The organism is Streptomyces sp. NPDC006012 (assembly GCF_042871185.1).
Lineage (GTDB): Bacteria > Actinomycetota > Actinomycetes > Streptomycetales > Streptomycetaceae > Streptomyces.
Genome location: NZ_JBIAIE010000004.1, coordinates 155133 through 173440, shown reverse-complemented (window position 1 = coordinate 173440; position 18308 = coordinate 155133). Strand labels below are relative to the sequence as shown.

Sequence of the window (18308 nt, the reverse complement as noted above, 5' to 3'; positions counted from 1 at the left end):
GCCCCTCCGCGTACGGGCCGCGAGACCTACGCCTCGAACACCTCACGCACCAGCTGCTCCTGCTCGGCCTGGTGGCGCTTGGCCGAGCCGACCGCCGGGGACGAGCTGTGCGGGCGGGAGATCCGGCGCAGTCGCTCACCGTGCGGGACGTCGGCGCCGACCGCCAGGTCCAGGTGGTCGATCAGGTTGAGGGCGATGAACGGCCAGGCACCCTGGTTCGCCGGCTCCTCCTGGGTCCACAGGTACTTCTCGGCGTTCGGGTACTTGTTGACCTCCGCCTGGAGCTCGGCACCCGGCAGCGGGTACAGGCGCTCGATGCGGATGATCGCCGTGTCGGTCACCCCGCGCTTGCGGCGCTCGGCGTCCAGGTCGTAGAAGACCTTGCCCGCGCAGAAGACGACCTTCTTCACGGCGGCCGGGTCGACCGAGTCGTCGCCGATGACCGGCCGGAACTCGCCGCTCGTGAACTCCTCCGCCGTCGACGCCGCCGCCTTGAGCCGCAGCATCGACTTCGGGGTGAACACGACCAGCGGCTTGTGGTCCGGGTTGTGCACCTGCCAGCGCAGCAGGTGGAAGTAGTTCGACGGGAGCGTCGGCATCGCGACCGTCATGTTGTTCTGGGCGCACAGCTGCAGGAAGCGCTCCGGGCGGGCCGAGGAGTGGTCCGGGCCCTGGCCCTCGTAGCCGTGCGGGAGGAGCAGCACTACGCCACTCGTCTGGCCCCACTTCTGCTCGGCGGCCGAGATGTACTCGTCGATGACCGACTGGGCGCCGTTGGCGAAGTCGCCGAACTGCGCCTCCCACAGCACCAGTGCGTTCGGACGGGTCAGCGAGTAGCCGTACTCGAATCCCATCACCGCGTACTCGGACAGCAGCGAGTCGTAGACGTTGTAGCGGGCCTGGTCCGCGGACAGGTACAGCAGCGGCGTGTAGTCCTCGCCCGTCTCGCGGTCGATCAGCACCGCGTGGCGCTGGCCGAAGGTGCCGCGGCGGGAGTCCTGACCGGACAGCCGGACCGGGACGCCCTCCAGCAGCAGCGAGCCGATCGCGAGGGTCTCGCCCATGCCCCAGTCGATCGTGCCGTCCTCGACCATCGCCGCCCGGCGCTGCAGTTGCGGCAGCAGCCGCGGGTGGACGGTGAAGTGCTCGGGGATGTTGACCTGGGACTCGGCGATGCGCTTGACGACCTCGGCGGAGATCGCGGTGCCGACCGGGACCGGGAAGGCCGCCTGCGAGCCCGCGGACTCGGGCGCCGACGGCTGCGAGGTGGCCTCGCGGACCTCGGTGAAGACCTTCTCCAGCTGGCCCTGGTAGTCCTGCAGGGCCTGCTCGGCCTCTTCCAGGGTGATGTCGCCGCGACCGATCAGGGACTCGGTGTAGAGCTTGCGCACCGAGCGCTTCTTGTCGATCAGGTCGTACATCAGCGGCTGGGTGAAGGCCGGGTTGTCCGACTCGTTGTGACCGCGGCGGCGGTAGCAGATGAGGTCGATCACCACGTCCTTGTTGAACGCCTGGCGGAACTCGAAGGCCAGCCGCGCGACGCGCACGACCGCCTCCGGGTCGTCGCCGTTCACGTGGAAGATCGGGGCCTCGATCATGCGGGCCACGTCGGTGGCGTACATCGACGAGCGCGAGGACTCGGGGGCCGCGGTGAAGCCGACCTGGTTGTTGATGACGATGTGGACCGTGCCGCCGGTGCGGTAGCCGCGCAGCTGCGACATGTTCAGGGTCTCGGCCACCACGCCCTGGCCGGCGAAGGCCGCGTCGCCGTGGATCGCCACCGGCAGGACGGTGAAGTCCGTACCGCCCTTGTTGATGATGTCCTGCTTGGCGCGGGCGATGCCCTCGATGACCGGGTCGACCGTCTCCAGGTGGGACGGGTTGGCGGCCAGCGAGACCTTGATCTGCTCGCCGTCCAGGCCGGTGAAGGTGCCCTCGGCGCCCAAGTGGTACTTCACGTCGCCGGAGCCGTGCATCGACTTCGGGTCGAGGTTGCCCTCGAACTCGCGGAAGATCTGCGCGTACGACTTGCCGACGATGTTCGCCAGCACGTTGAGCCGGCCGCGGTGGGCCATGCCGATGACGACCTCGTCGAGACGCGACTCGGCGGCCGAGTCCAGCACCGCGTCGAGCAGCGGGATGACGGACTCGCCGCCCTCCAGGGAGAAGCGCTTCTGGCCGACGTACTTCGTCTGCAGGAAGGTTTCGAAGGCTTCGGCCGCGTTCAGCCGGCGCAGGATGCGCAGCTGCTCCTCGCGCTCCGGCTTGGAGTGCGGGCGCTCCACCCGGTCCTGGATCCACTTGCGCTGCTTCGGGTCCTGGATGTGCATGAACTCGATGCCGGTGGTGCGGCAGTACGAGTCGCGCAGCACGCCGAGGATGTCGCGCAGCTTCATCATCGACTTGCCGGCGAAGCCGCCGACGGCGAACTCGCGCTCCAGGTCCCACAGGGTGAGGCCGTGCTCGACGATGTCCAGGTCGGGGTGCTTGCGCTGGCGGTACTCCAGCGGGTCGGTGTCGGCCATGACGTGGCCGCGGACCCGGTAGGAGTGGATCAGCTCGAAGACGCGGGCGGCCTTGGTGACGTCGTCGTCGTGCGAGGCGTCGATGTCCTTGAGCCAGCGGACCGGCTCGTAGGGGATGCGCAGCGCCTCGAAGATCTCGTCGTAGAAGCGCTCCTCGCCCAGCAGCAGGTTGGCCACCTGGCGCAGGAACTCGCCGGAGGCGGCGCCCTGGATCACCCGGTGGTCGTAGGTCGACGTGAGCGTCATGACCTTCGAGATGCCGAGCTTGTTCAGGGTGTCCTGGGAGGTGCCCTGGAACTCCGCCGGGTAGTCCATCGAGCCGACGCCCATGATCACCGACTGGCCGGGCATCAGACGCGGGACCGAGTGGACGGTGCCGAGGCCGCCGGGGTTGGTCAGGGAGACGGTGACCCCGGTGAAGTCGTCCATCGTCAGCTTGTTGTCGCGGGCGCGGCGGACGATGTCCTCGTAGGCCTGCCAGAACTCGAAGAAGTTCAGCGTCTCGGCCTTCTTGATCGCCGCGACGACCAGCTGGCGGTCGCCGTTGGGCTTGACCAGGTCGATGGCGAGGCCGAGGTTGACGTGCGGCGGCTTGACGAGGGTCGGCTTGCCGTCCTTCTCGCCGAACGACCAGTTCATCGACGGCATGGCCTTGATGGCCTGGACCATCGCGTAGCCGATGAGATGCGTGAAGGAGATCTTCCCGCCGCGGGCCCGCTTCAGGTGGTTGTTGATGACGATGCGGTTGTCGAACAGCAGCTTCACCGGGACCGCGCGGACCGAGGTGGCGGTCGGCAGCTCCAGCGAGGCGTTCATGTTCTTGGCGACGGCCGCGGACGGGCCGCGCAGCGTCTGGTACTCGGGGCCTTCGGCGGCCGCGGTGGCCGGCGCGGCCGCGGGCTTGGCGGCCGGGGCCGGGGCCGCGGCGGCGGGCTTCGGGGCGGCCGGGGCCGGAGCCGGGGCGGCGGGCCTGGGGGCGGCCGGAGCAGGCGCCGCGGCCGCGGGCGCGGCCGGCGTGGCGGGCTGCGCCGGGGCAGCCGTGGGGGAGGTGGTCTCTGCGGCCCCCGCGGCCGCAGCACCCGCCTGGGCCGGGGTGGCAGCCGCTCCCGGCTTGTAGTCGGCGAAGAAATCCCACCAGGCGCGGTCTACCGAATTCGGGTCCTGGAGGTACTGCTGATAGATCTCGTCGACTAGCCACTCATTGGCCCCGAACGCGGCTGCGGGATTCTTCCCGACCGGCTCGTCGGTCGTGGTGGAACCGCCCGGCCGGAGGCTGGGAGAGCTCGAATTACTGGCTGACTGTGGCGACACGGCGGCAACCGCCCTCTTCCGCTTCACAAGGTGATGGACAGCGGGAATAAAGGCTACGCCTCCGCGACCGTGAAGGTCAGGTCGGACCGGTTCATCGTCGTGTAAGTCACATCAGAAACCGGGTTTCGAGCCTTCAAATGGCGGGAAACAAGCGTAGTTCGGCTACGAATGGGGTGCCCGGGCCTCGCCCTGAGGCGCGCATCCGCGCAGGACTGGCCGGACCGCACGCGCCTGTCCGACGGACGGCGCGTGGATCTTGAGGTTCCGCTTCGAACTTTACGTCAACTTGGGAGAGAAGGCTCTCCCGGAAGAGTGACAAGGATCCGGCAGCCCCGCTCGGATTCGGCCACTCCGATCCGGCCGCCGTGGAGATCGACCGCCCAGCGGGCGATCGCCAGGCCGAGTCCCGTACCGCCGTCGCTGCCCGGGCCGTGCGGGCGGCTGACGGCGCCGCGGTTGAACCGCTCGAAGACCTTGTGCCACTCCGAGCGCGGAATGCCGGGCCCCTCGTCGAGGACCTCCAGGTCCAGTGAGTCGGGATGCGTCCCGCGCCGCGCCTTCAGGGTGACCCGGCCGTGCGGCGGGCTGTGCTTGACCGCGTTGTCGATGAGGTTGGCGACGACCTGGTGGATGCGCTCCGGGTCGGCGAGCACGGTCAGCTCCGGCGGCGAGACGTCGAGGTGCAGATGGACGTCGGTCCGGGTGTGGCTGCCCGAGCCGGAGGCGATGGCCGCGCGCGCGGAGGCGACCATGTTGGCCTCCTTCAGCACACCCGACAGATACGGCCACACCTCGAACCGCTGCTTGCGCAGCTTCACGACCCCGTTGTCCAGCCGGGACAGGTCGAGCAGGGTCTCCACCAGCCGGCCGAGCCGCTCCGTCTGCTTGAGCGCCGTGCGCATGGTCTCGGTGTCCGGCTCGGCGATGCCGTCCACGACGTTCTCCAGCACCGCCCGCAGGCCCGCGATAGGCGTGCGCAACTCGTGTGAGACGTTCGCCACCAACTCCTTGCGCTGACTGTCCTGGGCCTCCAGCTCGTCCGCCATGACGTTGATCGCCTGGGCCAGGTCGCCCAGTTCGTCGCGGCGGTTCTCGCGCACCCGGCGCGTGTAGTCGCCGTGCGAGATGGACCGGGCCACCGCGTTCATCTCGTCCAGCGGCGCGGTGAGGGACAGCGCCACGAACTGAGTGATCAGCAAAGTGGCGATCATCGAGAAGACCGTGATGAAGCGCAGCTCCGTCTTCGTGTGCACCGCGATCATCGACAGACCTGTCGTGATCAGCACCGAGATGACGACCAGCGCACCCAGCTTGGTCTTGATCGAGAAGGGGCGTACGCCGCCCCAGGGTTCGACGGCGCTCCTCCGTGCGGCCGACCGCCCCTCGCTCATGGCGTCGGCGTCTCCAGTGCGTAGCCCACGCCGTGCACGGTGCGGATTCGCTCGGCGCCGATCTTCCGGCGCAGCGCCTTGATGTGGCTGTCGACGGTCCGGGTGCCGGAGGCGTCGGCCCAGTCCCAGACCTCCGCGAGCAGCTGCTCGCGGGAGAGCACCGCGCGCGGGGTGTTCGCCAGACAGACCAGCAGGTCGAACTCGGTCGGGGTGAGGTGCACGTCCTCGCTGCGCACCCGCACCCGGCGCTGCGCGTGGTCGATCTCCAGTTCGCCGAGGCGCAGGATGCCCGACCGCGGAGTCGCCGCGGCCAGCGCGGCCCGCTCCACCCGGCGCAGCAGCACGTGCACCCGCGCGGCCAGCTCACGCATGGAGAACGGCTTGGTCATGTAGTCGTCGGCCCCGACCCCGAGCCCGACCAGCATGTCGGTCTCGTCGTCCCGCGCGGTGAGCATCAGCACCGGCACCGGGCGCTGGGCCTGCACGCGGCGGCAGACCTCCAGGCCGTCGAAGCCGGGCAGCATGATGTCGAGGATCAGCAGGTCCGGCTGCCAAGCCTCGGCGGTGTCGACGGCGGCCGGACCGTCGCCCGCGGTCTGCACGAGGAATCCCTCGGCGCGCAGGCGGGCCGCGATGGCGTCGACGATCGTCTGATCGTCCTCGACGACCAGGACCCTGCGCTGCGCGCCCGGCCCGGCCGTCGCCGTGCCGTTGTGGGAGGTATGTGTCTGCTCCATCGCCCGCCCCTGAAGTGTGCTTTCCGGAATCCGTGGGGTGATCCCATGACTGCGATTGACGCTTGAATGATCCGCGTCAGGGAAGCACATTACGGTGACAGACCGCGCCGTCGCTATCCAGGTCGTACGGCGAGATGCACTGCGTCCGGAACGCCCCGGGCAACGGGGACCTCTTCGGTACGCACCTGTTGGAACCCGGCATTCTGCAAGGATCCTTCGAAATCCGGAGAAGGTTCGGCCGACCAGACGGCGAGCACCCCGCCGGGCCGCAACGTCCGTGCGCAGCCCGCCAGTCCGGCCGGTGCGTACAGCCCGTCGTTGTCCTCGGTGACCGTCCAGCCGGGCCCGTTGTCGATGTCCAGGCACAGCGCGTCGAACGTGGCGGAGGTCTCCTGCACGTACGCCACCAGGTCGGTCTGCACGATGTGGGTCCGCGGATCGGCCAGGGCCGCGGCGGACATCTCCGCGAGCGGTCCCGTGCGGTGCCAGTCGATGACCGCGGGTTCCCGTTCCACGATCGTGATCCGGCCCCAGCGGGGGTTCGCGGCGGCGTGTGCGAGCGAGAAGCCGACGCCGAGCCCGCCGATCAGCACCTCGGGCGCCGCCCGCTCGTCCAGCGCGTCCAGCGCGGCGTCCACGAGCAGCCGCTCCGAGCGGCCGTCGGAGGTGTCCATCAGGAAACAGCCGTTGGCGATGATCTGCAGCAGCGCACCGTGCCGGCGCAGCACCACTTCTCCGTACGGGCCCTCGCGGCGGTCCAGGACTTCGGGAGTTTCGAGAGTGTCGTGGGCGGCGGTCATGGCCCCATCCTGCCCGACGCCCCGGAACGTGCCCGATCCGTCCCGGCGCCCCGGACCGCGCCCGAACCCGCCCCGTGCCCCGGACCGCGCCCGCGTGTCCGGCCCGGCAGCGGTGACCGCACCGGCGGAGGGTGCCAGGGGCCTCCCGCGCGCCGCCCCCCTCCACCGCGGGCAGCGCGACGAACCCGCTGAACCCTGCCTGGCCGCGGATCCGCTCGCGCGCGGGCCCCCTGCCCGGGCGTGCGCCACCCGCGTGTCCCCTGTGCGTCACCTGATCGAGCGTTCGGCCCGCGGTCGTGGTTCCCGTTCGGCGCAGCCGGCGGCTCTGTACTTCCTGTGAATCCGGGCCCCGGGTGGCGTCGGTCATAGACAGAGGTCACCGGGGCGCGAAGGGTGGGGCGGAACGGAAGGAGCGCCGCACGGTGGACGAGACCGCGGCGGCCGCGACGACGGCCCCGCCCACGCCGCTACCGGACGTCTCAGGTCCGCACCGGCCTTCGGACGTACCGGGTCCGTCCTGGGATTCGGATGTCTCCGGTCCGTCTTGGGCTCCGGACGCCCCGGGTCCGCCTCTGACGCCGGACGCCATGGCTCGGCTCGGCACCGGCACCGGCACCTGTACCCGTACGGGCACCGGCACCCGTACCGCCGGGCTGCTGGACGGGATGCCGCAACAGCGGCGTTCACCGCAGGCGGCACGGGCCGCCGAAGCCGTGCCCGTCCGGCTGCCGTCCGTCCGCAGGCCCTGGCTGCTGCTGCCCTCCCCGGCCGCTACGCCCTTCACCCTCGCCTACGCGGCCGTGCTCGCCGTGACCTCGCTGGTCTCCGCCGTCGCCGACCCGTCCCTCGTGCACGCCCTCCAGCAGGGTTCCAGCACGGACGTGGCCCACCTGGTGCGCGCCCCCATGGGTGTGCTGGTGGCGAGCGCGCTGTGGATCGCGGGCGGGGTCCTCACGCCGTACGCGTTCGGCTTCCTGCTGGTCCTCACCGCGCTGGAGCGGCGGGTCGGCGCCCTGCGCGCGGCCGGTGTCTTCCTGCTCGGGCACATCCTGGCCACCCTGGCGACCGAGGTGCCCGTGGGGTTCGCGGTGCTGGCGGGACACCTGCCCGGCACCTCTGTGCACCGGCTCGACTACGGCATCAGCTTCGGCGTGGCCGCCGCCACCGGCGCCCTGGCCGGGCTGGTCGCTCCCTGGCTGCGCTGGATCCTGCTGGGCCTGATCGGCGCGACGATCGCCCAGAGCCTGATCGCGTTCACGGATCCGATGACCGGCTGGGGCCACCTGATCTCGCTGGTCATCGGCGTCGCGACCTGGCCCCTGGTGCGGTACTGGCACCGCTCGCGCACCGCCGCTGCCGCGCCCCGGGGAGGTTGATCGCTCTGGGCGAACGGGGGGTGGGGAACATACCGGCGGCGCCAAGCATTGAGTCGGCATAGCTCAACTTGACTGCCGAAGGGGAGATCATGGCTGCTGAGTCCGCGGCGTTCACACCGCTCGCCCTGCCCGTGCTGCCGCTCGACGACGAGGTCGTGCTGCCCGGGATGGTGGTTCCGCTGGACCTCAATGACCCGGACGTACGCGCCGCGGTGGAGGCCGCCCAGGCCGCCGCCCGGGCGGAACCCGGAAAGCCCAGGGTCCTGCTGGTCCCGCGCATCGACGGTACGTACGCGGGCACCGGTGTGCTCGGCACCGTGGAGCAGGTGGGACGGCTGGCCGACGGCGACCCCGGCGCGCTGATCCGCGGCCGGAGCCGGGTGAAGATCGGCGCGGGGACCACCGGACCGGGGGCCGCGCTGTGGGTCGAGGGGACCCGGATCGACGAGCAGGTGCCCGAGCCGCTGCCCGGCCACGTCGCCGAACTGGCCAAGGAGTACAAGGCCCTCGCGACCGCCTGGCTGCGCAAGCGCGGCGCCTGGCAGGTCGTCGACCGGGTGCAGGCCATCGACGGCGTCTCGGCGCTGGCCGACAACTCCGGCTACTCGCCGTTCCTGTCCATCGAACAGAAGATCGAACTGCTGGAGACCGCCGACCCGGTGGCCCGGCTCCGGCTGGCCACCGGGCAACTGCGTCACCACCTCGCTGAGCAGGACGTGGCCGAGACCATCGCCAAGGACGTCCAGGAGGGCGTCGACAAGCAGCAGCGCGAGTTCCTGCTCCGCCGCCAGCTGGAAGCCGTCCGCAAGGAGCTGCGCGAGCTGAACGGCGAGAAGGACAGCGAGGAGCCCGACGACTACCGTGCCCGGGTCGAGGCCGCGGACCTGCCCGAGAAGGTCCGCGAGGCCGCTCTGAAGGAGGTCGACAAGCTGGAGCGGTCCAGCGACCAGTCCCCGGAGGGCTCCTGGATCCGTACCTGGCTCGACACCGTCCTCGAACTGCCGTGGAACGAGCGGACCGAGGACGCGTACGACATCCAGGGCGCCAAGGCGATCCTGGACGCCGAGCACGCGGGCCTTCAGGACGTGAAGGCGCGGATCACCGAGTACCTGGCGGTGCGCAAGCGCCGCAGCGACCGGGGGCTCGGTGTGATCGGCGGCCGGCGCGGCGGTGCCGTGCTGGCGCTGGTCGGTCCGCCCGGAGTCGGCAAGACCTCGCTGGGCGAGTCCGTGGCACACGCCATGGGCCGCAAGTTCGTCCGGGTCGCCCTCGGCGGCGTCCGGGACGAGGCCGAGATCCGCGGTCACCGGCGCACCTACGTCGGCGCGCTGCCCGGCCGGATCGTCCGCGCCGTCAAGGAGGCCGGGTCGATGAACCCGGTGGTCCTGCTCGACGAGATCGACAAGGTCGGCTCGGACTTCCGCGGCGACCCGGCGGCGGCCCTGCTCGAAGTCCTGGACCCGGCGCAGAACCACACGTTCCGGGACCACTACCTGGAGGTCGAGCTGGACCTGAGCGATGTCGTCTTCCTGGCGACCGCCAACGTGCTCGAAGCCATCCCGGAGGCCCTGCTCGACCGTATGGAGCTGGTCCGGCTCGACGGCTACACCGAGGACGAGAAGGTCGTCATCGCCCGTGACCACCTGCTCCCGCGCCAGCTGGAGCGGGCGGGCCTGGCGGACGACGAGGTCACGCTCGACGAGAGCGCCCTGCGCAAGCTGGCCGGCGAATACACCCGTGAGGCGGGCGTGCGCACCCTGGAGCGGTCCATCGCCCGACTGCTGCGCAAGGTTGCCGCGCAGCACGAACTCGGCGAGCGGAAGCTGCCGTTCACCGTCCACGAGGCCGACCTGCGCGACCTGCTCGGCCGGCCGCACCACGTACCCGAGTCCGCCCAGGACCCGGCGGAGCGCCGTACGTCCGTGCCGGGCGTGGCCACCGGCCTCGCGGTCACCGGAGCCGGCGGCGACGTCCTGTTCGTGGAGGCGTCCCTCGCCGACCCGGAGACGGGCGCGGCGGGCCTGACCCTGACCGGGCAACTGGGCGACGTGATGAAGGAGAGCGCGCAGATCGCCCTGTCCTTCCTGCGCTCGCACGGCGCCGAACTGGAACTCCCGGTCGGCGACCTGAAGGACCGGGGCGTGCACATCCACTTCCCGGCGGGTGCGGTGCCGAAGGACGGTCCGAGCGCAGGCGTCACGATGACCACGGCACTGGCCTCGCTGCTGTCCGGGCGGCTGGTGCGCACCGATGTGGCGATGACCGGCGAGGTCTCCCTCACCGGCCGGGTGCTGCCGATCGGCGGTGTGAAGCAGAAGCTGCTGGCCGCGCACCGGGCCGGGGTGACGACCGTGATCATCCCGAAGCGCAACGAGGCCGACCTGGACGACGTGCCGCCGGAGGTGCTGGACAAGCTCGACGTCCACGCCGTCACGGACGTCCGCCAGGTCCTGGAGCTGGCCCTGTCGCCGGCCGCGAACGGCGCGGAGGCCGAGGTGCCGGTGGCCGCGTGACGGAGGCCACCGGATGAAGGAAGGCCCGGGTTCCGTCCGGAACCCGGGCCTTCACCTGCCCGCGGAGGTCAGCCGTTCGCGAGTGCCTGCACCCGGTCCAGCGCCCCGTTGAACTTGTCGTGGTCCCCGACCGTCGGTCCCGTGGAGGTGTACTGCCACATGGTGTAGAAGCCCCAGCCGGCCGGGAGCGTGCCCACGGTGGAGGCGTAGCGGGCGATCCACAGCGGGTTGGCGGACGCGAAGCCGCCGTAGTTGCCGGTGCACCGGGTCCACCAGCTGGTGGCCGTGTAGATGACCGCGTCGCGGCCCGTACGCGCCTTGTACGTGTTCAGGAAGTCGGCGATCCAGCTCACCATCGCGCTCTGCGACTTGCCGTAGCAGGCGGCGCCGTACGGGTTCCACTCGATGTCCAGGGCGCCCGGGAGGGTCTTGCCGTCCTTGGACCAGCCGCCGCCGTGGTCGACGAAGTAGTTGGCCTGGGTGGCGCCGCTGGTGGTGTCCGGGGTCGCGAAGTGGTAGGCGCCGCGGATCATGCCGACGTTGTACGAGCCGTTGTACTGCTGGGTGAAGTAGGGATTCGTGTAGTACGTCCCTTCCGTTCCCTTCGTGTACGCCCACCTGACGCCGCTGTTCCACAGCGTCGACCAGGCGACGTTGCCCTGGTAGCCGGAGACGTCGACGCCCTCGGTCTGGGTGACGTTTCCGGTGCTGGGCGTGCCGCTCCGGCCGTCGTGGGCCAGGACGCCCATGCCCATGTGGGCCGAGCCGCGCGCGGGGGTGGTGGCGGCCTGGGCGCTGGTGAGGGGGAGGGTGAGGGACAGGGCGGCCAGCAGGGTCACGGACGGGGCCGTGAGCCTGCGGCGGATGGTGCCGGGTCTGAGCACGGGCATTGGCGTGCCTCCGAGGAGTGTGGTGGGGGGACCGCGGACGACCGACTCGGCCGTATGGCGTGAGCATGCCAGTAATGGCCTGGCAAAGAAGCTACGCACGTAGACCGGGCCGTGGGAAGGGGCCCCGGAGGCTGCCGTTGGTCTACGCCTGCGAAATACTTACGGAGCTGGGGCGATGGCGACGCTTGGCAGAAACTTTCAGGGCCGCGAAATTGATCAGGGGTGCTGACGTGCACGAGGACGCGAACGGCGACGGACGGCGGGCCCCCGCCCAGGTGTCGCCGGATGGTACAGACCAGGAATTCCTGTCGCTGGAACGGGAGATGACGGTCCTGATGCGGCGTGCCCGGGCCAGCCAGGGCGAGATGGCCCGCGAGGTCCACCCCGACCTGGAGTCGGCCGCGTACGGCCTGCTGATCCGGCTGGACGAGCAGGGCCGGCAGCGCGCCACCGACCTCGCCGCCTACATCGGAGTCGGCAAGGCGACCATGTCCCGCCAGCTGCGGGCCCTGGAGGAACTGGGCCTGGTCGCCCGCGAGCCCGACCCCGGGGACGGCCGGGCCTGGCTGGTGAACCTGACCGACGAGGGCCGCCGCAGGGTCGCCAGGGTGCGCGAGGCGCGCCGGGCCCGGTACGTCTGCCAGCTCTCCCACTGGGACTCGCGCGAGGTGGCCGAACTGGCCCGGCTGCTCCACAAGCTGAACGGGGTCATCGAGAAGTAGAAGCAGGGGGAGCGGGGGCGGCGGAGGAGGCAGGCGGTGTCGCCGGGTCGTGCGGGGCGCGATCCGGTGCCGCGGGCGTGCGGGGCTGCCGGAGTTCGGCGTGGACCGCCGTCGCGTCGTCGTGGGTCTTGCCGCGTCCCAGATGCCTGCGCTCCTCGCGGTCGGCCGTCTCCAGGGCCCGCACCCGGTCGATCAACGCCTGCGCGCCCTCTTTCCGCAGCAGAGTGAAGCAGTCCGTCCAGTCGCCCTCGTGGAACTTCTCCACCCAGCGTGTCGCCCCGTCCGTCAGCGCGGCCAGGGCGCGGACCTCGTCGCGGGGCACGCTCCCCGTCACCGCGCGGGCGGCGACCGACGGGTCGGCGGCGGCCGTGAAGAAACCGCCCTCCTTGTTGCGGACCGTGGCGTCCGCGACGGCGTCGGTGGCCAGGGACGAACGGGGCAGCCGGGCGATCCGGTCGTCCTGGACCGGGGTGACCGTGCCGTCCGGGGATTCCAGCAGGAGGGTGGAGTCGGACAGCACCAGGTACTCCAGCGAGTCCGCCGACCAGCGGGCCAGGACGACGGTCGCCTGCGGGGTGCGCGGGTGAGAAAGGTCACAGGTGTCCGCGTGCGCGTCGGCGGTTCTGGCGATCGCCCGGGAGAGAATCTCCCTCAGCGTCAGATCTCGGTAGGAAACGGTCAGTTCAATCAGGACGCCGCCGAGTCGCGCGGTGAACCAGGGGACCGAATGCAGACAGCCAGTGCCGTCCTTGGGTGGGGTCACCCCGTCCAGGACGACCACCCAGCCACCCTGGCCCGAGGCCGGTACGCCGACACCTGCGAAGTCCTCGTTGGGCCGGCCGGGGTCGCCGGGCTCGGAAACGACGTCAGTACGCATCCGGCCAGTCTGCACGAGCCCTTCACAAGGACTGCGGAAGGGTGGCAACGGTCCCCGAATTCGCGCAGCCGCGCAGGTCAGGCGCCTGTTTTGCGGGGGAATGGCGCGCTCCGGGAAAACGTGGCAGCGAATACTGCCAAAGCCAGCCGTCCGCGTCCAACCGGCCCGCTGCGACCCCCGTCCGCCCATGCCGGAGGAACTTGCCCGTCAACTCTCCTCCGGGGTTCACTCCTTCGGGTGGCGGGTCAGGTGATGCACGACCGTCGGCCACCAGCACTGGGAGGGTCGGACGGTCCGCGCCGGGTGTACACATCACCTCGGCATCGGGACGATCAACGGGACGGCGGGATGCCACCCGGGCCCATGGGTACACGAGTTCAAGAATGCGAGCACCGGTGCAGATGAAGCGGCCTCGGCGCACAGGCAGGCAGCCGGCCTCCGAAGGGGGCGCCGCCGAGCGGACCCCCGTGGGCACCGGTCGCCCGACCCACGTACGCAACCGGCTGATCCTCGCCGTGGCCGTGGTGGCCGCGGCCGTCGCCGGGGCCGGCGCCCCGTCCCTGGTCGCCGCCTCCGGGCAACTGAGCGACGCCCAGAACCTGGTGAACCTAGCCGGACGCACCGAGAACGCGCTGACCCTCGCGCACGCGCTCGCCGACGAGCGCGACGAGGTCACCTCCTTCGTCGCGGCGGGCCGGCCCAAGTCCAAGGCCCCGTCCGAGGACCGCGGCGCCCGCGTCGACCAGCAGGTCGAGGAGTTGCGCGCCGACACCGGCACGCCCGCCGGGCTGCGCTCGGAACTGGACACCATCGCCGCCGTCCGCAAGGCCGCGCTCACCGGCAAGGGCACCGCGCTGGACGCCCACGAGGGCTACACCGCCGTCATCACCGACCTGCACCGGCTCGCCGAGCAATTGGCCGAGCAGATGCCACCGCGGGCGGGCTCCGGAGCGTACGCCCTCGCCGAACTGGACACCGCCGTCCAGCAGTCCGCCGCCACCCGCGGGCTGCTCCTCGCCGCGCTGAAGGTGCCGAGCACCACCCAGACGGTGATCGACCCCATCACCGGCCTGCCCACGACGGCCGCGGTCACCTCCGACGCCGACAAGAAGCAGCGCGACGCCCTCACCGCGGCCGCCCAGCAGGCCCGGCTGCGCGCCGACGCCGCCCTCGCCGACTTCCGCGAGGGGGCGCCCGCAGCGGCCGTCACGACGTACGACTCCACGGTCACCGGACCCGAGGCCGACGCGGCCGACAAGGACCTGGCCGACCTCACCGACCAGCCCACGCTCTCCGACGGCGAACTGGCCACCAGTACCAAGAAGCTGGACGCCGCGCTGTCCGCGCGCGTCGAGCTGATGCGCGGCGCGGAGTCCTCGCTCTACCACCGCCGCACCCAGGACCTGGCCCGGCTGCGCGACGACGACGTCACCGACCTGGAGATCCGCACCGCCGCCCTGGGCGCCCTGCTGCTGGTCACCATCGGCGTCGCCACCGCGCTGGCCCGCACCCTCACCCGCCCGCTGTCGGTGCTGCGCCGCGGCTCGGCACGGCTGGCCGAGGCGGAGGACCCGACCGCCGAGGAGCCGATCACCTTCACCGGCCGCAACGACGAGTTCGCCCGGGCCGTCCGCTCCCTCAACACCCTGCACGCCCGCGCCGTCGCCCTGCACGAGCGCGTCGCCACCCTGGAGACCGACCGCAAGCACCTGGTCGGGCAGCGCCAGAAGATGGCCGACGCGCGCCAGGAACTGCGGGACGCGCTCCAGGTCTCCCAGGCGCAGGCGGAGCAGCTGCGGGCCGGCATCGGCGGCACGTTCGTGAACCTGGCGCTGCGCACGCTCGGCCTGGTCGAGCGCCAGCTCGCCGTCATCGAGGGCCTGGAGGAACGCGAACAGGACCCCGACCGGCTCGCCACGATCTTCAAGCTCGACCACTTCACCACGGTCATGCGCAGGCACAGCGAGAACCTGCTGGTCCTCGCCGGTTCCGAGCGCGTCGTGAACCACCCGGGGCCGGTGCCGCTGGTCGACGTGGTGCGGGCCGCGGTCAGCGAGATCGAGCGCTACGAGCGGGTCCGCATCGCCGCGCTGCCCCCGCACGCCCAGGTGATCGGCTTCGCCGCGGACGACATCTCCCACCTGCTCGCCGAACTCATGGAGAACGCCACCTCGTTCTCCCCGCCGGACGTGCCCGTGGAGATCTCCGGCTGGCTGCTGGAGAACGGCGAGGTGATGCTCTCGGTGCAGGACGAGGGCATCGGCATGACCGGCGACCGCCTGGACCGGCTCAACGCCCGCCTCGCCGAATTCGACCCGAACATGTCGTACGGCCAGGACGGCGAGGACGGCCTCGGGCTCGGCCTGTACGTCGTGGCCCGCCTCGCCCAGCGGCACGGTGTCCGGGTGCGGCTGCGCGAGCAGAAGCAGGGCGGTGTGACCGCGGTCGTGGTGCTCTCCCAGGACCTGCTGGAGAGCACTTCGGGCTCGGCGGTCCCGTCTGCGGCGGGCACGGCCGACGGCGCCCAGGCGGTCTCGCTGCCCGGGGCGGACGCCGAGGTCAACTCCAATGTGCTGCACGCCCGGGCGACGGACGGCGATCCGCTGGTGGCGCTGGCGGAACGCGCCGTGAGCCGGGCGGCCGCCACGGACGACCCCGCGCACGCGCGGACCGAGCCAGAGCCAGAGCCGGAGCCCGGGCCCGGGCCTGCGGCCTCGGAACACCGGGCCGCCGGGCCTGCGGAGCACTCGGCGGCGGAGACGGCGCAGCACCCGGCCGCAGGGACGGCGGAGCACCCGGCGGTCCCGGAGCACTCGGCGGCGGGGACTGTGGAGCACCCGGCGGTCCCGGAGCACCCGGCCGCGGGGACGGCGGAGCACTCGGCGGTCCCGGAGCACCCGGCGGCGACGGAGCCCCGGACCGGTCCGGTGGGGCACGCCGCCGTGCCGGAGCCCGCCCTCTCGCCGGAGACGTTCTCCGAGACGACGATGGAGCTGCTGGTACCGGACCCCGCCGCCGTCGCCGCCGCGTCGGCCCGGCCGGGCACCCCGGCACCGGAACCGCGCGACGAGGCACAGGGCCACCCCGTGCCCGGGACCGCCGGCCCCGCGGAAGCGCCGGAAACCGTGCGGTCTGCGCCGGCGCCGGAAACGGCCGGGTCCGTGGACGCGTCGGAAACCGTCCGGTCCGTGAACGTGCCCGGGGCTTCCGGGTCCACGGAAGCGCCCGGGGTCCCCCTGCCGGCCGACAGCACCCACGAGGCTCCCACCGCCCCCGCGGCGGACACCGGAGTCCCTGCGCCGGCCACCGACGGCGGCAGCGGCGACGAGGCGGCCCACGAGCGCACGCCCGACCTGCTCACCGCGAAGGGCCTGCCCAAGCGCACCCCGAAGGTCACCGCACCCGCCCAGGCACCCCGGCGGCAGGCCGGTTCCGTGGACGCCGACGCGCTGCGCCGCAGACTCGGCGGCTTCCACCGCGGAGCGGAGGCCGGCCGACGCGAGGTCGCGGCGGAGATGGCCGGGGAGACATCCGGGACCAGCACACCCGCGGACCTACCCGCGGATCGAACTGCCCAGGAAACCACGGGGGGCACCGTCGAGGAGGCAAGCAGTTGACCGCGTCCAGCACCTTCGTACTGAGCCGTGAGGCCCGTAACCTGCAGTGGCTGCTGGCGAACCTCATCCAGGAGGTGCCGGACATCCTGTCGGTCGCGGTGGTCTCCTCCGACGGCCTGCTGCTCCTCTCCTCCGACCCCGCGCACAGCGCCGAGGCGCGGGAGGCCGGCGAGTCCCGCCACAGCGGCCCGCGGGGCTCCGCCGCCGACCTCGCCACGCTCGTCTCCGGCATCGGCAGCCTCACCCTCGGCGCCGCCAAGCTGATGGACTCCGGTGCGGTCAAGCACACGATGGTCGCCATGGACGAGGGGAGCCTCTTCGTGATGTCGATCAGCGACGGCTCGCTGCTCGGCGTGCACGGCGCCGCGGACTGCGACATGAGCGTGGTGGCGTACCACATGGCGCTGTTCGTGGGCCGGGCCGGCCATGTGCTGACCCCGGAACTCCGCAGCGAACTGCGAAAATCCCTGGAGTCCGATGCGGCGGGGAGCAGCAGGTGAGCAGTGCTGCGAAGTCGCTCCCGGTCCGCGGAGGCGACCGCAGACCCGCTCGGGTCCGCCCTTACTCGCTCACCGGCGGCCGTACCCGCTTCGGCCACGTCCTGCTCGTGGAGACGTTCGTGGCGGCCGCCGAGGCCCTGGAGTCCGCCGAGGAGCGCAGGGAACTGACGCAGGGCGACCGCACCAGCCGGATCATGCCGGAGATGCGGGCCATCGTCGAACTGTGCCGCCGTATGCGTACGGTGGCCGAGATCGCCGCGCTGCTGCAGATGCCGCTCGGCGTGGTCCGCGTGCTCCTGAGCGACCTCGCGGACCAGGGAAAGATCCGCGTGTACGGAACCGGAACCGGTCACGGCACCGGCCGACCGGACAGATTCCTGCTGGAAAGGGTGTTGAGTGGACTCCGTCGTCTCTGACGCCGTCGGCGTCGTCCCCCTCGTCGAGTCCGACGAGGAATTGAAGCCCTGGCAGACGGATCGCACCCGCCCGCCCGCCGCCACCAAGATCGTCATAGCGGGCGGTTTCGGCGTCGGCAAGACCACGCTGGTCACCTGTGCCTCGGAGATCAGGCCGTTGCAGACCGAGGCGCTGATGACCGAGGCGAGCGAGGGCACGGACGACATCTCCGCCACGCCGGCCAAGCGGACCACCACGGTGGCCATGGACTTCGGCCGTCTCACGCTCGACGACGACCTGGTGCTCTACCTGTTCGGCACGCCGGGTCAGCAGCGGTTCTGGTTCATGTGGGACGACCTGGTGCGCGGCGCGATCGGCGCGGTCGTGCTCGCCGACACCCGCCGGCTCAAGGACTGCTTCCCGGCGCTGGACTACTTCGAGAGCTGCGGGGTGCCGTATGTCGTCGCGGTCAACCACTTCGAGGGCAGCGAGCCGTTCGATTCGCAGGACGTACGGGAGGCGCTGAGCGTCCCCGCGCACGTACCTGTCATGATCATGGATGCGCGGCGCCGGATATCGGTGATCGAGACGCTGCTCGCCCTCGTCGCCCACGCGCTTGAGGAAAGCCCCGAGCAGTCGTAGGCCGACCGTAG

Annotated in this window: 13 protein-coding genes; 7 read left to right on the top strand and 6 right to left on the bottom strand. The window is 71.5% G+C overall.

Annotated features, from left to right (window positions below; translation table 11 throughout):
* Window positions 1-26: 26 nt before the first annotated feature.
* From ACFYPJ_RS10240 to ACFYPJ_RS10225, 4 genes are all read right to left on the bottom strand, one after another.
* Window positions 27-3836 (bottom strand): multifunctional oxoglutarate decarboxylase/oxoglutarate dehydrogenase thiamine pyrophosphate-binding subunit/dihydrolipoyllysine-residue succinyltransferase subunit, encoded by a 3810-nt coding sequence (locus ACFYPJ_RS10240; RefSeq protein WP_389013397.1) that lies wholly within the window; start codon window positions 3834-3836, stop codon window positions 27-29.
* A gap of 281 nt (window positions 3837-4117) precedes the next feature.
* A complete protein-coding gene (locus ACFYPJ_RS10235; RefSeq protein WP_389013394.1) occupies window positions 4118-5227 on the bottom strand; it encodes a sensor histidine kinase in 1110 nt (369 codons plus the stop codon).
* Window positions 5224-5964, bottom strand: coding sequence for a response regulator transcription factor (locus ACFYPJ_RS10230; RefSeq protein WP_376530531.1), 741 nt, complete (start codon window positions 5962-5964; stop codon window positions 5224-5226). Before ACFYPJ_RS10230 ends, ACFYPJ_RS10235 begins: the two co-directional genes overlap by 4 nt.
* Before the next feature lie 113 nt (window positions 5965-6077).
* Window positions 6078-6764: a spermidine synthase gene (locus ACFYPJ_RS10225; RefSeq protein ID WP_389013391.1), complete on the bottom strand. Its 687-nt coding sequence runs from the start codon at window positions 6762-6764 to the stop codon at window positions 6078-6080.
* Between the two features lie 587 nt (window positions 6765-7351).
* Here ACFYPJ_RS10225 and ACFYPJ_RS10220 point away from each other — a divergent pair.
* Together ACFYPJ_RS10220 and lon are read left to right on the top strand one after the other, a co-directional pair.
* Window positions 7352-8140, top strand: a complete 789-nt coding sequence (locus ACFYPJ_RS10220; RefSeq protein WP_389013389.1) for a rhomboid-like protein — start codon at window positions 7352-7354, stop codon at window positions 8138-8140.
* Window positions 8141-8229: 89 nt separating this feature from the next.
* Complete coding sequence (lon, locus tag ACFYPJ_RS10215; RefSeq protein ID WP_389013386.1) at window positions 8230-10653, top strand: endopeptidase La; 2424 nt, start codon at window positions 8230-8232, stop codon at window positions 10651-10653.
* Between the two features lie 68 nt (window positions 10654-10721).
* Here the strand turns inward: lon and ACFYPJ_RS10210 are convergent, their stop codons facing one another.
* Window positions 10722-11543 (bottom strand): lysozyme, encoded by an 822-nt coding sequence (locus ACFYPJ_RS10210; protein ID WP_389013384.1) that lies wholly within the window; start codon window positions 11541-11543, stop codon window positions 10722-10724.
* 230 nt (window positions 11544-11773) lie between these two features.
* On the opposite strand from ACFYPJ_RS10210, the gene ACFYPJ_RS10205 reads away from it, so the two are divergent.
* The gene (locus tag ACFYPJ_RS10205; RefSeq protein WP_389013381.1) at window positions 11774-12265 is read left to right on the top strand and encodes a MarR family winged helix-turn-helix transcriptional regulator; all 492 of its coding nucleotides are present in this window, start codon (window positions 11774-11776) and stop codon (window positions 12263-12265) included.
* On the opposite strand, the gene ACFYPJ_RS10200 is transcribed toward ACFYPJ_RS10205, so the two are convergent.
* Window positions 12252-13142: a protein phosphatase 2C domain-containing protein gene (locus ACFYPJ_RS10200; RefSeq protein WP_389013378.1), complete on the bottom strand. Its 891-nt coding sequence runs from the start codon at window positions 13140-13142 to the stop codon at window positions 12252-12254. The two genes, ACFYPJ_RS10205 and ACFYPJ_RS10200, sit on opposite strands and share 14 nt — an antisense overlap.
* A gap of 395 nt (window positions 13143-13537) precedes the next feature.
* Between ACFYPJ_RS10200 and ACFYPJ_RS10195 the strand changes: the two genes are divergently transcribed.
* From ACFYPJ_RS10195 to ACFYPJ_RS10180, 4 genes are read left to right on the top strand one after another with little or no spacing between them, the layout of a single operon-like run.
* On the top strand, window positions 13538-16759 hold the full coding sequence (locus ACFYPJ_RS10195) for a nitrate- and nitrite sensing domain-containing protein (RefSeq protein WP_389014000.1): 3222 nt from the start codon (window positions 13538-13540) through the stop codon (window positions 16757-16759).
* Window positions 16756-17259, top strand: coding sequence for a roadblock/LC7 domain-containing protein (locus ACFYPJ_RS10190; RefSeq protein WP_389013376.1), 504 nt, complete (start codon window positions 16756-16758; stop codon window positions 17257-17259). The genes ACFYPJ_RS10195 and ACFYPJ_RS10190 overlap by 4 nt, the downstream gene beginning before the upstream one ends.
* Window positions 17256-17675, top strand: a complete 420-nt coding sequence (locus ACFYPJ_RS10185; protein WP_389013374.1) for a DUF742 domain-containing protein — start codon at window positions 17256-17258, stop codon at window positions 17673-17675. Before ACFYPJ_RS10190 ends, ACFYPJ_RS10185 begins: the two co-directional genes overlap by 4 nt.
* Window positions 17656-18297: an ATP/GTP-binding protein gene (locus tag ACFYPJ_RS10180; protein ID WP_389013371.1), complete on the top strand. Its 642-nt coding sequence runs from the start codon at window positions 17656-17658 to the stop codon at window positions 18295-18297. Before ACFYPJ_RS10185 ends, ACFYPJ_RS10180 begins: the two co-directional genes overlap by 20 nt.
* Window positions 18298-18308: the final 11 nt, after the last annotated feature.

Excerpts from the sequence above, each read along its gene's own strand:
- ACFYPJ_RS10235 (WP_389013394.1), bottom strand. The coding sequence starts at position 5,227 with ATGAGCGAGGGGCGGTCGGCCGCACGGAGGAGCGCCGTCGAACCCTGG.
- ACFYPJ_RS10230 (WP_376530531.1), bottom strand. The coding sequence starts at position 5,964 with ATGGAGCAGACACATACCTCCCACAACGGCACGGCGACGGCCGGGCCG.
- ACFYPJ_RS10225 (WP_389013391.1), bottom strand. The coding sequence starts at position 6,764 with ATGACCGCCGCCCACGACACTCTCGAAACTCCCGAAGTCCTGGACCGC.
- ACFYPJ_RS10220 (WP_389013389.1), top strand. The coding sequence starts at position 7,352 with ATGGCTCGGCTCGGCACCGGCACCGGCACCTGTACCCGTACGGGCACC.
- lon (WP_389013386.1), top strand. The coding sequence starts at position 8,230 with ATGGCTGCTGAGTCCGCGGCGTTCACACCGCTCGCCCTGCCCGTGCTG.
- ACFYPJ_RS10210 (WP_389013384.1), bottom strand. The coding sequence starts at position 11,543 with ATGCCCGTGCTCAGACCCGGCACCATCCGCCGCAGGCTCACGGCCCCG.
- ACFYPJ_RS10200 (WP_389013378.1), bottom strand. The coding sequence starts at position 13,142 with ATGCGTACTGACGTCGTTTCCGAGCCCGGCGACCCCGGCCGGCCCAAC.